Genomic DNA, 17234 nt, shown 5'->3' on the forward strand with positions numbered 1-17234 from the left:
CTATATCAAAAAACCACATGAAGAAAAGACTTATTATCAGTTTACTATCCCTTTGTCCGGCTGCTTTCATATCGGCACAAACACCCGTCTATCTGGACGACTCGCAACCCATTGAGTCGCGGGTGCAGGATGCGCTCAGCCGAATGACGCTGGAAGAGAAAGTCAAACTCTGCTATGCGCAAAGCAAATTCTCCAGTCACGGAGTTCCCCGTCTGGGCATACCGGAAATCTGGATGAGCGATGGCCCGCACGGAGTACGCGCCGAAATCAACTGGAACGATTGGGGATATGCTAAATGGACAAACGATAGCATCACCGCCTTTCCCGCACTAACTTGCCTGGCTGCGACATGGAATCCGGAGATGTCGGCCAAATACGGGAAAGCCATCGGCGAAGAGGCCCGCTACCGGGAAAAGGATGTGCTGCTAGGCCCCGGTGTCAACATCTACCGCACGCCACTGAACGGACGTAACTTTGAATATATGGGCGAAGACCCTTATCTGGCGGGTGCGTTGTCGGTGCCTTACATTCAGGAGGTGCAGAAGAACGGAGTGGCTGTGAGCGTGAAACATTACGCACTGAACAACCAAGAGAAGTGGCGCGGACACATCGACGTGCAACTCTCCGACCGCGCCTTGCACGAGATCTACCTGCCTGCCTTCAAAGCGGCTGTGCAACAAGGGGGTGCCTGGACAGTGATGGGTGCTTACAACAAGATTCGCGGTCAGCATGCCTGCCACAACGAACTGATCTTGCAGAAGATACTCAAGAACGACTGGAAGTTCGACGGGGTTGTGGTGACCGACTGGGGAGGCGCACACGACACACGCGAAGCCGCTCTCAACGGACTGGACATCGAGATGGGAACATACACCAACGGGCTGACCACGGAGTCGGCTTTCACGTACGACGCCTATTATCTGGCCAATCCGTATCTGAAAATGTTGAAAGATGGTGAAGTTCCTCTTAGCACCATAGACGATAAAGCATCCCGCATTCTCCGGTTGATCTTCCGCACAGCGATGAATCGGGAGAAACCTTACGGAGCTTTGACCAACGATGCGCATTATGCCGCTGCCCGGGAGATCGGCAACGAAGGAATCGTGCTATTGAAAAATGATCCGATCCGTAAAAAGGCGGCTCCTCTGCTGCCGATTGATGCAACGAAATACAACCGCATTCTGGTGGTAGGCGACAATGCCGTGCGCCTGTTGAATCAGGGCGGCGGGTCGTCCGAACTCAAAGTGAAGGACATGGTTTCGCCCTTAGACGGTATGCGTGAAGCGTACGGCGACAAAGTGAGCTATACGAAAGGCTATGCGGCCGGCAGACCGTTCTATGGACGAGCGGAAGCTATTCGGAAAGCGGTTATCGACTCGCTGCGCACAGAAGCGGTGAAGATGGCCAAAGAAGCGGATCTGGTTATTCTATTCGGTGGACTGAACAAGAACCACGGTCAGGATTGCGAAGCGAGCGACCGCCTGGAATACGGCCTTCCTTTCGGACAGGACGAGTTGATCGAAGGCATTCTGGGTGTTAATAAAAACATGGTACTGGTTTTACTAAGCGGCAATGCGGTTGAAATGCCTTGGGTCGGACAGGTTCCAGCCATTCTGCAAGGATGGTATCTGGGCAGTATGGGCGGACGTTCGTTGGCCGATGTACTGAGTGGCGAAGTGAATCCGAGCGGCAAGCTACCGTTCTCGTTCCCCGCTAAGCTGACCGACTGCGGTGCGCATGCATTCGACGCGTTGAGCTATCCGGGCGACAGCATCAAACAGGTTTATAAAGAAGATGTGTTGGTCGGTTATCGCTGGCACGACACCAAGAAGATCCCTGCCCTCTTCCCCTTCGGATACGGATTGAGCTATACGACTTTCGCCTACGGAAAGCCCTCGATATCTGCCCAAACAATGCGTGCTGACGGTACGGTTTCGGTTAGCGTTGCCGTGCGCAATACAGGCAACCGTGCCGGCAAAGAGGTTGTTCAGCTTTACGTGAGCGATGTGAAATGTAGCGTTCTCCGTCCGGCTAAGGAATTGAAACATTTCCAAAAGATTTCCCTGGCTCCGGGTGAAGAACAGACGGTTAGCTTCACGCTTACTCCCGAAGATCTGAAGTTTTACGATGATAAGGCGGCAACATGGGTAGCGGAACCGGGCGACTTTGAAGTGCTGATCGGTGCTTCTTCGGCCGACATCAAAGGAAAGGTTGGGTTTGAGTTGATCGACAAAGTGATTTCCGCTAAAGAATAATCCGTCTCTTTACAACTTGATCGAGTTATCGGTTTCACTTTTTGAGTCGAAACAAAGAAATAAACAGGGGCTATCCAAGAAGTCGGATAACCCCTGTTTAGTAACGTATTTTCAATATTAGAACTTCAAATATATGCATCTATTTCGGCAGCAATCACCGCCAAAGACATTTTTAAAATGCAAAAGCAAAAAAGGCACTATTCACTGATAAACAACACATTAACTCACTTTTGTTTTTATTTTAGAGACCATTTACTGACGCGACTGCCAACTGCCACCCTTTATGCCTATATTTCTGTGCATTTCTACCAAATGCAGGAAGCATTTGTTAAGATATAATGAAAGAAAACAGTCTGTTCTACCTTGCATCTTCGATGAAGTTTGTACCCATTCAAAGCAATATATACCCACCATTTCTTTCGACTCCTATTGGCAATACTCCAAACAAACCGAAGAAACAGCTAATCAGTTCGTGAAAATCAATAGCTATTTGATACTGAACATCAAGACCTCCCAAACAAATAGAATATCCGAAAACAATCCTTTTCCGGTATATATCTACCAGACCTACCGAAACATTCGGTAACAACTATCCCGAGAGTCGAAGATTGGAAAAACGAAGCAAAGATGCAAGAGACTGGAATCCTAGGTTCAGATACGCTTTTCTACAAACTCTCAACCTAAGAATATAGTTTACAACCAAGGCGTAAAAGATGTGTTTAAAGCAGGAATATTCGAAAGAAGTCCCCGACAACATTTCAAGAGCCAATTAAATCTAAAACACTATTAAACAACAACTTACTTATTTCAAATACGATAAATCACAAAAATATAGGCATAAAGGGTGGCAGTTGGCAGCTGGCAGTCATCCCGGCTCACTGAAAACGGTGCAAAAAGTGTACAAACCGACACCAATTATTCGGCAAATGAGAGATGGTTGGAGTACTAAGATCGACAAAAGCTAGTACTACATTGACCCAAAGCTAGTACTAGGTTCGACCCATGTTAGTACTAGGTTTACCCCAAGTTAGTACTAGGTTCACCCCAACCTAGTACTAGCTTTTAGCGTTCAAATACTGGAAAAGAAAAGCGCATCCGCTCCCTGCTGATATGTCGCTCGACAAATCTCCCGGAAGCCGGATGCGCCCATTACCTAATTGAAAACTGTATCTTATCTGATAAACGGATAAGCACCCTTAGTAGCCCCTCTCACTAAAGCATCCACAGCCGGTTGGTCGAATATTCGTAAATTCTTGCGGTCGAAGATACCAAACTGATCGGCCGTGTCTCCATTGCCCATGCCGCCATTGTCCCAATAGAACGGAACAGCACCGTTGTTCTTCGCCACGCGAGTTATATACTCCAAATAGTACGCCCGTGAGTTGATCATGTTCTCGTTAGTCATAGAATGACGGTTCGCACCATATTCGCCCAAGATGACGGGAATGCCTTTGTCTACGAAATTGCTCTTCAACGAAGCAAATTTAGCATCCGCATAACTTTCCTGTCCACCCCATGCCGTCACACCGAAGTTTTTATACGGTTCGCCCCAATAAGCGTTTGTCGTACTCCCGGCAAACTCCCAGGGATCATAATAGTGTACCTCAATCATCAGCCGATTGGGGAGTTGATCGGTCGGCATCTTCAGTTTGGCAGTCAGCTCGATGTTCGTATTGTACGCCTGCACAATCAGGTTCCGGTAAGCATTCCGCCCGCCTGTGGCGCGTACCGCATTAACAAACGTCTGGTTGAACGATTGCTGCACCGTGTGGTTCTCTTCCGTCACTAATTTATTATCGTAGATACCTTCAACGTGCACCTCATTGGTTCCGGCAAACAGCAGATGTTCGTCGTAATCACGGAAGAAAGCTGCAATCTGCGTCCACAGCGCATGCTGCTTCTCGTTCACCTCTTTCTGTTTGGCGTACGTTGGGTTCACCTCCAACCAACCACCATCGTAATGGATATTGAGGATGGCAACCATACCGTTGTTTACGCAATAGTCCACCACCGTTTTCACCCGGTTGAGCCAACTCGCCTTGATGGTATGACTCACATCATCCCACAGATAGCCGCTACTCCAATTACAAGGAATGCGTATGGCATCGAAACCGGCATCTTTGACCAGGTTGATTATCGCCTGTGTCGTGAGCGGATTGCCCCAAGCTGTTTCACCTCCTACGGCTTCGAGCGAGTTGCCGAGGTTCCAGCCGAGCTTGATCTTAGCGGCCAGTGCGGTTGCATCGCTCTCTACACCTGTACGATCGGGGGCAGGTACGGCAATCGGTTCTTGGTCGATGGTAACAGCTTCCTCCACATCATCCAACGTAAAGATGAGAGTCCCCGTACGTTTCACACCGGTATAATTGGCCTCCACGCTAAAGACTTCCGCTCGGCTACTGACCGCCCTTGTCTGGTCAGTAACCGAACGAGAAATCCACCCTTCACCAATTCGAACACTTGGTTCGCCTTTAGATTTTAATTCCACAGTAATAGTTCCACCTGCCGGTAACGCTGTATAGGAAGACTTCGCAGCCAGTAAAGTCAACGCCTGTGTCACCTTCACCGTTTTGGTAACGGTTCCCGATATGACAGTCAGCGTTGCCGCGCGTTGGTCGGGTGTCTGGTTCTCCGTCGCTGTGATGGTGACACGGAATGTCTTTCCACCCACTCCGGACACCTCCGAGGCCGTGCACCAATCCGTCACTCCGGTCAGACTCCAGTCCGTACCTCCCTGAATTAACAATACCTGACTGCCCCCACCTGCGGGAATGTTAAGTCGGTCGTGGAAAGCAGCAAATCCGTTTCTTGCTCCGAGTCATCGGAGCAAGAAATGAATATGATTGATAAGACTACTAAAAGTCTATGAATATAGCTCATACGTTCAGTTTATTTTTTCAGGAGTAAATACATATACCCACGGAGCTACGCTTTCCACTTCCGCTTTTCGGTAAACCGTCAGAAGCAGCGAGGTGGAAGAGATATGGATAATCTCCAAATCGCCCCAATCGTTACACATGTTCGTGGCTGAATACGGATGAAGCATCGGCACCGACATCCGGATTTTGTTATTGCTAAGATCCACTGTATAGGTACCTTGCAGCGTCACCACCTCTTCGGAAGTCACCCGGGCATTGGTCGTCATTGCAGGTATTTGCGTGGTGAGCTCGTAGGGTACTCCGCCCTCGCCATCGGCCTCGTATTTGAATCTGCGCTGATTGACAGTCACCTTACCGTCTTTGGTGAACTTCATCGTACCGTAGTTCATGTTCTCGGTCTTGCCATCGCTTATGAGTCCGGTTGTGTAATGAGTTCCTTTGCCCGGTGCCCAGTTACCTCCCCAACCATAACAAGCTGTCGGACCGACGAACGTTCCTTCGGTGGGATGAGCATACGATACCTTTCCATCCATATCGAGCATCCAGGCCTGCGTTGCCAACGTCTTCATTACTTTCTCTTCGGCAGTTTCGCCTCCACCCAATCCGATTGCTTTCGGATTCATGCGATAGGCGATATACTCTTTATCCGGATTGTCGGGATTCGGGATGCCGACCCACATATCGGACACAGCGCCCGTAGCGTCTTTGATGATCTGGAGAATGCGCAATGTATGCGTACTGCTCAGACGGAATGTCAGCCAATTCACAATGGTAACGGCGGGTATTTCGACATCGAATGTGTAGATACCTTTCTCGTCGAGCGTATAGTTAGTTTCCACAGCAGAACCGCCGGGGATGGTGAATGTAGCTTTCAGTGTCTTGCTATCGAGCGTCATGGCGAAGTCGCTGTATGTAGCCGGATTGGGTGTTCCGAGCCATTCGGGATAGTCGGCGGGACTATTCCACGTATTAAGCAGTTTACCGCTTTGCGAAGCCCAGTTCACGGGACTTTTGGTCGATAGGGTCCATTGAATGGTCGTAGACGTGATGGTCGTTTCATTTTCCGAAACATCCTCTTTCCAACCATCAGGCAGAGTAGGTTCGGTCGGTTCGGGTGCTTCCGGTTCGGGCACATAGCTATCCGCCCATTCCTTCGACACGAAGTTCCAGCTATACACACATTTCCCTTCACCGGAAAGCGCTTCGTCGCGGTAATTCCCAATCATCAACTGGTTCTCGGTCAAGACTAATACCTGAAATCCGTTACGGAAATCAACCGCCTTGCCATTGGTCCAGGCACCGTGCAGGAAGTCGACATCTACGGCAGAGATAGTATGCGCGGTGGTGTTCATATCGAACACGCCATTCAATACCGCTTCTACACCATCGGTGAAGCGATGTACAGTCAGGCCCGCCTTGCCTTTCAGAGAGAATATCATCGTAGAGTTCAGATCGTCGTCCGTGATACCGACATCGGCATTACCGGGTTCCCACCAAGTTTTATCCCGGGCATACCAGTTGTAAGGGGTGTTGGCTTCCGCCACCATATCCTTATACGTCGACGTGGGATCGAAGCAGGAATAGAAGCCTTGCTTCATGCCGTACTTACCCGTATCGGGCACCCATACCTTCTCATTGCCGACACCACCGGTCAACAGTTTCCACATCTCGTCCTGCACATAGTTCAGGTTGGTGGTGGTAATCTTGAGGATGTACGGATCGGCTTTCACATAACCGGCATCCGTCATTACTCCGTAGGTAAACTCATAATCGCCCGGGAAAGCGATGCGCAACGTATCTTTGGCACGCAGCGAACGTCCCTGTGGGGTAACCCACGCAACGGAAGCCCCTTTATTCAATGCTTCGAGGTAGACCGTATTCGGATCTTGCGCATCCTGCTTTACGGAGAATATCAGTTCGTCTTTCGAGATGCTTCCTCCTAACGAATAATCATCGGGCGAGCAAGCGGTTAGCCCTACGATAAAGCCTATCAGCAGGACTGCTATTGTATATAGATTCTTTTTCATTCTTCTTATTGTTTACTGGTTAACCATTACCAACCGGTGTTCTGCTTCAAAACACCGTTGCTGAGTGTTATTTGCGTATTAGGTATTTGCTGCAAGCCCTTCGTGGCTATAATCTTCGCAGCAGATAGCTTGACTACGTCGGCACTACCGGCTGTCAACGTAGTTGTACCGTTCTCTGCTGTCTCCAACGTGGTAGCTGCTTTCTGCACGCCCTGACGGAGTAAATCCCAGTAGCGCAGACCTTCAAACGCAAACTCCAAACGACGCTCCGCCAGAATATTGTCTTTCGACACTTGGATAACAGGAGCCGCGTTGGGGGCATACGCCCGGTTGCGCACCTTGTTGAAATATGCCTGTGCCTGCGGACTACCCAACTCGGCAGCCATCAACAGCACATCGGCATAACGGATGGCGAAATAGTCCTGAAACTGGCAGATCATGAAGCTGGTATTGGTGTTCGGACATACATATTCGGCGTAGCTCGATCCGTCGGGATTGCTAAGCGGAGTATATTTCTTATTCATATAGCCGGTGTATTCCTGCATCTCAGCGATGTGGTCTTTCAGCTTAAAGACCCCTGTACCGGGAAGTTCGGTTTCTACATTGATAATGGAGTTGACGCCACGCGGATCGGCTCCGAAGGCTGTAACCAGCTTCGGGTTGACTGTTGCAGCTCCCCATCCCTGACCATACGGATAACCGGCAGCACTACCGCGTACACCCAGCATGACCAACCATTTGTTGGTACCTACCTGATTATCCCAGTTGGCTGTGTTGTTGTACTTGATGGCAAACACGATTTCCGAATTGCCTTCGCCTGCATAGGTGTCGGGTATCAGGATAGGCTTCTCGCCGTCCTTGCCACTCTTATGGGAGGTAGACAACCAGAGGTTCTTATACTCACCTACCAGCTCGAATCCGCCATGCGCGATCACATCTTCGAGATAAGCCAAAGTTTGCTCTTTAGTCAGCTCGCCTTCGGTGAGCGGCAACGTACCCGTTTCGTAATATCCGGTATAGAATAGGAACACGCGGGCCAAGAGTGCCTTTGCCGACCAACTGGTGGCATGACCGTCATTGGTTGCAGCCCATTGGGCGGTCCACGCAACGCTGTTCATGTGGTCGGACGCCCATTTCAGATCATCTCCAATGGCACGGAACACTTCTTGCGGAGTAGCCTGCTTATCGTTGGTGTCGGTGGGTTCCAGTTTCAACGGAACATTACCCCACAACCGTACCATATCGAAATAGCAGTAGGCACGTAGGAAACGAACCTCTCCTTCAATACGCGTCCGGTCGGCATCGGTCAACTCGGTACCGGCCAGTTTACTCAGGAACTTATTCAAGCGGTAGATCGCTTCATAGTAATTGATCCACGTCTGGTTGAACTGATCATCGTTCCCGGGATCAGTGGCCTTATCTAAATTGTTGAGCATCTTGTAACTGCTTCCATCACCTTTACCGGTGCCTCCGAAACAGTTGTCCGACATGATCTCCGCAGCTGTGGGGAAGGCAATGCCATCGTCCAAAGTGTCCGGAAACCGTCATAGCATCCTACCAAGGCCCGTTCGGCATCTTTCGCATTCAAATAGAAACTATCTTCTGTCAAATCTGTGACTGGGTTTACATCCAGAAAGCTGTCTGAGCAAGCAAGCAATCCGCAGAATCCCATGGCAACAACTGCCCTCTTAACTATATTTCTTTTCATAACCGTATCAGAATTTAATGTTAACACCCATCAAGAAAGTTCGGGCACGCGGTACATACCCAGGTCGATACCCGAGCCGAAATCATTATCACCCCATCCTACTTCGGGGTCCATACCGTCGTATTTGGTGAAAGTGAAGGCATTCTGCACTTGTGCGTAAAGCCTCAGCTGACTGATGTATTTGCAACGGATCAGTTTCGAGAAATCGTACCCCAACGTGATGTTGGTGATGCGTAGGAAGTCGCCGTCCTGCATATAGAGATCGGAGAACTGCCAGTTGATGTTGGTTTCCGTCACACGCGGTATGCGGTTGGACGTTCCTTCACCGTGCCATCTGCTCAGAATAGCAGTGGTATAGTTCTGTTTGGCATCGGTCTGGTTGCGGTAAGATTGCACGATCTTATTGCCTATCACGCCATTCGCGTTGACCGAGAGGTCGAAGTTCTTATACGCCAGGTTGATATTGAAGCCGAATGTAAAATCGGGCGTGGGATGCCCCAAGTCGACTTTATCTTTCTCGTCGATCGTCCCGCTATGGTCTACATCGACATAGCGCACGTCGCCCGGCTTCACATCACTTTGCAGAATACCGTTACCGGCAGCTTTCCAAGCGGCTATTTCCTGTTCGTTCTGAAAGATTCCGGCTGTTTTATATCCCCAGAAGTAACCGATCGGATGTCCATTCTCCGCCCGGTAGAACTCAAGCGCGTTGTTGTAGAGGATGTTAGTCTTCCCGTGAATAATTCCGTCTTCGGTCGGGATGTTGCCTACCTCATTCTTATTGTAAGCCATATTAAACCCTACGCCATACGTAAAGTCGCGTACCTGATCATTCCAGTTCAGTGCCAACTCCACACCGGTATTTTTCACGTCACCTCCGTTAATGGTTTTGGTGGTGATACCCGACGTAGCCAGCACCGGAATAGATACCAACCAGTCTTTGGTTGTTTTCTTATACCAGTCGAAATTCACACCCAGGCGACTGTCGAAGAAGCGAGCGTCGAAACCGAAGTTCAGCTGTTCGGAGGTCTCCCATTTGATGTCCGGATTTGCCAGCGAACTGGGGTAATAGCCAATCTGGTTAGCTTCATTGCCCTCGGTTGTTCCAAAGTTATAGATCGCTCCCGAAGAGATCAGAGAGAGGTACCTGAAATCACCGATATTCTGATTACCTACCTGTCCCCAGCTGAGACGAAGTTTCAAGAAGTCGAGCCAGTTGTGTGTTTGCTGCATAAAGGCTTCGTTGCTGATCGTCCATCCGGCGGACACTGAAGGGAAGTATCCCCAACGGTTGCCTTTGGCGAACTTGGAAGATCCGTCGGCACGCAGTGTAGCGTTCAACATATAGGTTTCGCGATAGTTGTAGCCTATACGTCCGAAGTAAGAAGCGAGTGCGGTATCGACATCCGGACTACCTCCATACATAGAGTTGGTGGTCGTGGTATTCTCCGCATTGTCCAGCCAGGCGTACTTCCATCCCGGTGTACGAAGGTTGGTATTGTTCCCCCAGATTCTTGACCCCTGGTATTTACGTGCCGACTGGCCGAGCATGACATCGATCGAATGTTCCTGAATGTCGGTATGATAGCTCAGGATATTGTCGATGCTATACGCGTACCCTTTGCTCATGTTCTGTTTGGCTTCGGTCACATTGTGACTGTTGTCGGATACATGGAACTTGAAGATGGGTTTGTACTCCCGCCAATCGGTGGAGAAGAAGTCGAGTCCGAAGGTGGTCTTGAACTTCAATCCTTTCCAGATATTCACTTCGGCATAGATATCGGCAATCAACTTTTGGGTTGAGGTGCGGTTGATATTGTTCAGCATCATGGTTCCGTAGGGATTACCTTCCGTATTGTTCCACAAAGAGTTGGAGTTATCCCAATAGTTCCCTTTTTCATCGTACACAGGTACAAAGGGACTCATGCCATAAGCACCTCGTAAGCTGTTACCGTACTGGTTGCCGTCGGCTACTCCGTGACTATTTACAAACGAGAAGGTCAGGTGTTGCCCCACTTTCAGCACGTCCTTATATAATTTATGTTCCGTGTTAACCCGGAAGCCGTAACGCTCGTAGTCGGAAACATCCGAACCACCCACAATACCTTCTTGACCTGTATACGACAGAGAAAGCGAATAGATCGAGGTTTCTGTTCCACCCTGCACACCCAACGCATAGTTTTGCGTCACGGCGTCGTTGACCAGCATCTGATCGATCCAGTTGGTATCTACACTGCCCAGATTGAACGATTCCCAGTCGAAAACGCTCTTCTTCTCATTCAGAGCTTGTTCGTCCATAATGAGTCTGTACTCTTTGGCATTCAATGTCCGTATCTTATGGGAGGCCTGCTGCACACCGTAGTAGGCATCGAAAGAGACTTGCGCCTTACCAACCTTACCGGTCTTCGTGGTAATCAGTACAACGCCATTGGCTGCCTGAGCACCGTAAATAGCGGCTGAGGCTGCATCTTTCAACACGTCGATACTCTCGATATCGGCATTATTGAGGTATTGAATGTCGCCCGTCTGAATACCGTCTACAATATAAAGAGGTGAAGCGTTGTTCACAGTACCCAACCCACGGACGGTAACCTTCAATCCCTTACCCGGTTGCCCGGAGGTAGTGGTTATGTTAACGCCCGGTGTTTGTCCTTGCAGAGCTTGCATCGCACTGGTGGTATTCATCTTCGCCAGCTGATCGCCTTTCACTTGCACGGTAGCGCCCGTATTCAGTTTCTTCTTCTGCACGCCGTAACCCACTACAACGACCTCATCCAACGACTGGGCGTCTTCTGACAAGGTGACATTCAATGTGGATTGTCCGGTGTACCTAACTTCCTTGGTTACATATCCTATATAGGAGAATACGAGGGTCGCATCACCGGAAACGTTCAGCGTATACCGCCCGTCGAAATCGGTGATGGTTCCGTTGGTAGTTCCTCTGACCTTAATGCTAACTCCCACCAACGGTTCATTGTCGGCGGCAGAGGTCACAAGGCTGATAGCGATTTACTTTGAGAAGGGTTTGCCCGAAGATTGATTGCCGGCAGGATTAGGAGGATAGCCAGCACAATACTGCATAAATGCGCCGAAGCACATTTGTCAAAAAAATGTTTTCTCATGGTACATTGTTTAATGGTTATTTTTCTACGCTTCAAGCAGACAAAGCAAAATCTGTTTGGAGCTAAAACAAAAGTAGAAGATTCTTTCCAAAAGAATGTACCGGTATTGTTAAGGCTGATATAATGATTGGTTAACCGGAGTTGTTAAATGTTGCCGCAAAGGGTATCAAATGTTATAGAGCAACATACAGGTCCCTAGCAACCGTACAAAAAAAACCACAGATACCGAAGAGAACACTGAATAAAAGGGTCAAAAAATATCCGCTATACGCTCTTCAAAAGAGGATACAACGGATATTGAAGTGAGAGGAAAATTATTTAAAAACGCTTACCGCTTCTTGATAGGTACGTAAGCCACATCATCGAGTACATTCTTGTAAGCCGGACGAATGATACGCTTGCCTTCGAAGTTGAGTTCTTCATTGCGATGCGCACACCAGCCTACGATACGTGCCATAGCGAACAACGGGGTGTAGATTTCCTGTGGCAGGCCGATCAACTCGTATACAAAGCCGGAATAGAAATCAACATTACTGGACACTGTTTTACCGTTGTTCTTCACGCGGCCGAATATCTCGATCGCACGTTCTTCGAGCAGTTCGAGGAAGGCGAACTCAAGTTCTTTCCCTTTTTCACGGGCAAGATCGCGCGCCAACTCTTTAAGCAGAAGTGCACGCGGATCGGAAATGGTGTAAACCGCATGTCCGATACCGTAGATCAGTCCGCTTTTATCGTAGACTTCTTTGTTCAGCATACGGGTGAAATAGGTGTCTATCTCCTCAACGCTGTTCCAGTCTTTGATGTTTTCCTGCAAGTGGTGATACATATCGACCACCTGTATATTGGCTCCTCCGTGAAGCGGCCCTTTCAACGATCCGATGCCGGCGGCAATAGCCGAATAAGTATCGGTGCGGCTGGAAGATACCACGCGAACGGTAAAGGTGGAGTTATTACCTCCGCCATGTTCTGCCTGAAGCACAAGCAGCATATCGAGCGTACGGGCATCGAGCTTGGTGAAATCTTTCTTCAACATATAGAGGAAGTTCTCGGCGATGGAGAGGTTCTCGTTCGGATGACGTATATGCAAGGAACGTCCGTGGGTAGCGTGGCGCAACATATTGTACGCATAGGCAATGATGGTGGGGAACTTGGAGATCAACTCAACGCTCTGACGCATCAGGATATCACTGGTGGTACTTTCGGCATCCGGGTCGAAGCGGTACATCTCGAGGACGCTACGGGCCAGGATGTTCATGATGTTGTTGCCTTCCAACTCGATGATATTCATCTTCGTCTTCTGCTCCAACGGCATATTGTCGTTAATCAGTTCGCCAAACGAGCTGAGTTCTTCTTTATTGGGTAAATGCCCGGAGAGAAGCAGATAGGCCACTTCTTCAAAACCGAAGCGTTTCTCTTTCATCATATTATGGGCGATATCTTCCACATCGTAGCCTCGATAGAATAACTTGCCGGGAATGGGTTTCAAGCCACCACCGGGTACACGTTCGTAACCAACCACATTGCCAACCTTAGTCAATCCAACCAGAACTCCCGTCCCATCTTCATTACGCAGCCCACGTTTTACATCGAACTTTGTGAACAACTCATTGTCAATCCGGGTAGCTTTCTTCATCTCCTCGGAGAGTTTATAAATCACATATTCCTTTTTCATCTTCGTATTCATTTATTTGTTTACACTCTCTATTTTTTCTGCTATTTCATCGGCAAAGGCTGTCGTGGACAAGGTTACTCCACCGGGCATGAAACGAGCCAGGTCTGCAGTAGCCCGACCGTTCATAAAGTTCTCTTCCAACGCTTTCTCTACCAGAACAGCGGCCTTGTCCCAACCCAGATACTGCAACATCATCACGGCTGAGAGAATGATGGAACAGGGATTGACTACGTTTTTACCGGCAATATTGGGCGCGGTACCGTGGGTGGCTTCAAAGATGGCATGCCCCGTACGGTAATTGATATTCGCTCCGGGAGCGATACCGATACCACCGACCATGGCTGCCAACTGGTCGGACACATAATCTCCATTCAGGTTCAAAGTAGCTATGACGGAATATTCTTCGGGCGTAAGCAAGGTGTTTTGCAAGAAGGCATCGGCTATGCAGTCTTTGATGACCAGACTGCCGTCGGCCAGGGCATCGGCAAACTCGCGTTGCGCCAATTCGTATCCCCACTTCTTGAAACCGCCTTCGGTAAATTTCATGATATTTCCCTTATGCACCAAAGTAACGGAGGGAAGATGGTTGTCGATCGCATACTGACAGGCGGCACGTACCAGTCTCTCAGTCCCTTCGCGGGATACCGCTTCACGCCAAAAGAGGAGGTCTCCGGGAAACGGACTTTGGTAACGCCCATCTCGTCGCGCAGGAATCGATAGAACTTCTCAGCTTCGGGGGTTCCCGCTTCCCATTCGATACCGGCATAGATGTCTTCAGTATTCTCACGGAAGATGCACATATTCACTTTCTCCGGTTCATTCAGCGGCGTATGAATACCGGTGTACCAACGTACGGGACGAAGGCATACATACAGATCGAGTGTCTGCCGCAAGGCTACGTTGAGCGATCGGATTCCTCCACCTACCGGCGTGGTAAGCGGTCCTTTGATACCGATCAGGTATTCGTTGAAGACATCCATCGTTTCGTCCGGCAACCACGAACCGGTAGCTTGAAAAGCTCGTTCGCCGGCAAGGACCTCTTTCCATTCAATCCGGCGTTTACCGGCATAGGCTTTTTGAACAGCGGCATTAACAACTTGTTGCATAGCAGGAGTCACTTCACTCCCTACCCCATCGCCCGTAATATAGGGAATGGTTGGATAATCCGGTACTCGAAGCGTACCGTCGGCTTGCATGCTTATTTTACTCATCTATCATCTGGCATTAAGGGCAGAGCCGGCACGGAACCAGGCAATCTGCTGTTCGTTATAAGTATGTTGTGTTTCAAAACTCTCTTTCGTTCCGTCTTCATGGTGAAGGGTAACGGTCAGGTTACGTCCGGGGGCAAACTCTTTCAGCCCGGTAACGGACAAGCGGTCGTGTTCCCGTACTTTGTCATAGTCGGCTTTATCGACAAAGGTAAGGGCAAGCATGCCTTGTTTCTTGAGGTTTGTTTCGTGAATACGGGCAAAACTCTTAGCCAGTATCACACGTACATTAAGGAAACGAGGCTCCATGGCGGCATGCTCCCGGCTGGAACCTTCACCGTAGTTCTCTTCGGCTACAACGATGGAAGAGATCCCTTCGGATTTATACGCCTTGGCTGTGCCGGAAACGGTGTCGTACGCATTCGTCAAACGACTCCATACGCTATTCGTCTCACCGTTGAACGCGTTTACCGCTCCCATAAGCATATTGTCGGAAATGTTTTCCAGATGTCCCCGGAAACGCAACCACGGGCCTGCCATAGAGATGTGGTCGGTGGTGCATTTGCCTTGTGCCTTAATCAACAAAGGCATATCGAGCAGGTCACTTCCTTCCCATGCGGGAAAAGGTGTGAGCAATTGCAAACGCTGGGACGCGGGATTCACTTCGACTGCCGTTCCGGAGCCGGTGGGAGCCATGTATCCGCCATCTCCGGAGGTAAAACCGTGCAACGGCAACTCGTCGCCTACCGGTTCGGCCAATTTTACTTTCTCTCCATCGTGATTCATCAACCGATCTTTCAGCGGATTGAAACAGAGGTCACCGGCAATGGTAAGAGCCATAGTCAACTCCGGCGAAGCAACGAACGCATAGGTGTTCGGGTTGCCGTCGGCTCGCTTGGCAAAGTTACGGTTGAACGAGGTAACGATGGAATTCTTACGGGTGGGGTCGTCGGTATGACGCTTCCACTGTCCGATGCAGGGTCCGCAGGCATTCGCCATAATCACGGCTCCGATCTCTTGGAACTCATCCATCATGCCGTCTCTCTCCGCAGTGGCCCGGATCTGTTCGGAACCGGGATTGATAATCAGCGGGGAAGCGACAGACAATTTCTTTTCGGCTACCTGACGCGCCAACGAAGCGGCACGGCTTAAGTCCTGATAAGAAGAGTTGGTACACGAACCAATCAGTCCGACTTCCATCTTCCGCGGATAACCATTCCGCAACACCTTTTCGGCAAACTCGGAAATAGCGTTGCCGCATCCGGTGTAAAAGGTCCGTTTATATAGGGTTCTAACTCAGTTAGATTGATCTCGATAATGCGATCGTAGTATTTTTCAGGTTCACTAATCACAGCCTCATCGGCACGCAAGTCAGCAACAACCGATTCCGCCAACTCGACGATCCGTTTTCTTCCGGTGGCTTGCAGATATACAGCCATACGCTCATCGTAAGGAAAGAGCGAGGTGGTAGCACCTACTTCAGCACCCATGTTACAAATGGTAGCTTTACCCGTTGCCGACAGTGAGGAGGTTCCGGTGCCGAAATACTCGATAATGGCATTTGTACCGCCTTTCACAGTCAGGATGCCTGCCAACTTGAGGATCACGTCTTTCGGTGAGGCCCATCCGTTGAGTGTACCGGTCAACTTTACACCAATAATCTTGGGCATCTTCAGTTCCCATTCCATACCTGTCATCACATCCACGGCATCGGCTCCGCCTACTCCAATGGCTACCATACCCAATCCACCGGCATTGGGCGTGTGAGAATCGGTTCCCACCATCATACCGCCGGGAAAGGCGTAATTCTCGAGCACTACCTGATGAATAATCCCCGCTCCCGGTTTCCAGAAACCGATTCCGTAACGGGAAGAGACATCACGCAAAAAGTCGTAGACCTCTTCATTGGTCCGGGTAGCAGTAGCAATATCTTCCTGCGCCCCTTTATACGCCTGAATGAGATGGTCGCAATGTACCGTCGAAGGGACGGCTGCCTGTTCTTGTCCCGCATTCATAAATTGGAGCAACGCCATCTGGGCAGTTGCGTCCTGCATAGCCACACGGTCGGGACGGAAATTAACATAGTCTTCGCCACGCTTATAATTTTTCAAACCGCTCACGTCATACAGATGAGCATACAGAATCTTTTCGGCCAACGTTAAAGGACGTTTCAAAACGGCCCGCACGTGTTCTATCTTTCCCTTGTAAGTTGAATAGAAGGCCTCCAACATTTTCTCGTCATACATCATATTGCTGTCTTTTTTAATGTCTATCTATAAAAAGAACGAACAATAAGCCGGTTATGTTTAACAAAATGTAATATTTTTCCGCTTCAGGGCGAAGAATTATTACCTTTGAGCCCG

At 49.5% G+C, this 17234-nt stretch carries 7 protein-coding genes and 3 pseudogenes; 2 read left to right on the plus strand and 8 right to left on the minus strand.

From position 1 onward, the window contains the following. Positions 1-17 precede the first annotated feature (17 nt). A complete protein-coding gene (locus tag JCM10512_RS13555) occupies positions 18-2255 on the plus strand; it encodes a glycoside hydrolase family 3 C-terminal domain-containing protein (protein WP_044163842.1) in 2238 nt (745 codons plus the stop codon). Positions 2256-2580: 325 nt separating this feature from the next. Next, positions 2581-2841: a hypothetical protein gene (locus tag JCM10512_RS13560; protein ID WP_044163845.1), complete on the plus strand. Its 261-nt coding sequence runs from the start codon at positions 2581-2583 to the stop codon at positions 2839-2841. 585 nt (positions 2842-3426) lie between these two features. On the opposite strand, the gene JCM10512_RS13565 is transcribed toward JCM10512_RS13560, so the two are convergent. The 8 genes and pseudogenes from JCM10512_RS13565 to JCM10512_RS13595 form a co-directional block, all read right to left on the minus strand. Then, on the minus strand, positions 3427-5001 hold the full coding sequence (locus JCM10512_RS13565) for a cellulase family glycosylhydrolase (RefSeq protein ID WP_052517217.1): 1575 nt from the start codon (positions 4999-5001) through the stop codon (positions 3427-3429). Between the two features lie 138 nt (positions 5002-5139). Beyond that, on the minus strand, positions 5140-7161 hold the full coding sequence (locus tag JCM10512_RS13570) for a hypothetical protein (protein WP_044163847.1): 2022 nt from the start codon (positions 7159-7161) through the stop codon (positions 5140-5142). A gap of 26 nt (positions 7162-7187) precedes the next feature. Continuing rightward, positions 7188-8597: a RagB/SusD family nutrient uptake outer membrane protein gene (locus tag JCM10512_RS13575; protein WP_052517218.1), complete on the minus strand. Its 1410-nt coding sequence runs from the start codon at positions 8595-8597 to the stop codon at positions 7188-7190. Next, a complete protein-coding gene (locus JCM10512_RS24080; RefSeq protein WP_244437206.1) occupies positions 8582-8869 on the minus strand; it encodes a hypothetical protein in 288 nt (95 codons plus the stop codon). The genes JCM10512_RS13575 and JCM10512_RS24080 overlap by 16 nt, the downstream gene beginning before the upstream one ends. A gap of 7 nt (positions 8870-8876) precedes the next feature. Beyond that, positions 8877-11991 (minus strand): annotated as a pseudogene (locus JCM10512_RS13580) (SusC/RagA family TonB-linked outer membrane protein). Positions 11992-12319: 328 nt separating this feature from the next. After that, positions 12320-13663 carry a citrate/2-methylcitrate synthase gene (locus tag JCM10512_RS13585; RefSeq protein WP_044163905.1) on the minus strand — a complete coding sequence of 448 codons (1344 nt, stop codon included), beginning with the start codon at positions 13661-13663 and terminating at the stop codon, positions 12320-12322. Positions 13664-13675: 12 nt separating this feature from the next. Continuing rightward, positions 13676-14874, minus strand: a pseudogene (icd, locus tag JCM10512_RS13590) (NADP-dependent isocitrate dehydrogenase). A gap of 3 nt (positions 14875-14877) precedes the next feature. Continuing rightward, positions 14878-17120 (minus strand): annotated as a pseudogene (locus tag JCM10512_RS13595) (aconitate hydratase). Between the last annotated feature and the right edge of the window lie 114 nt (positions 17121-17234).

Origin of the sequence: Bacteroides reticulotermitis JCM 10512, assembly GCF_000517545.1 — a bacterium.
Lineage (GTDB): Bacteria > Bacteroidota > Bacteroidia > Bacteroidales > Bacteroidaceae > Bacteroides > Bacteroides reticulotermitis.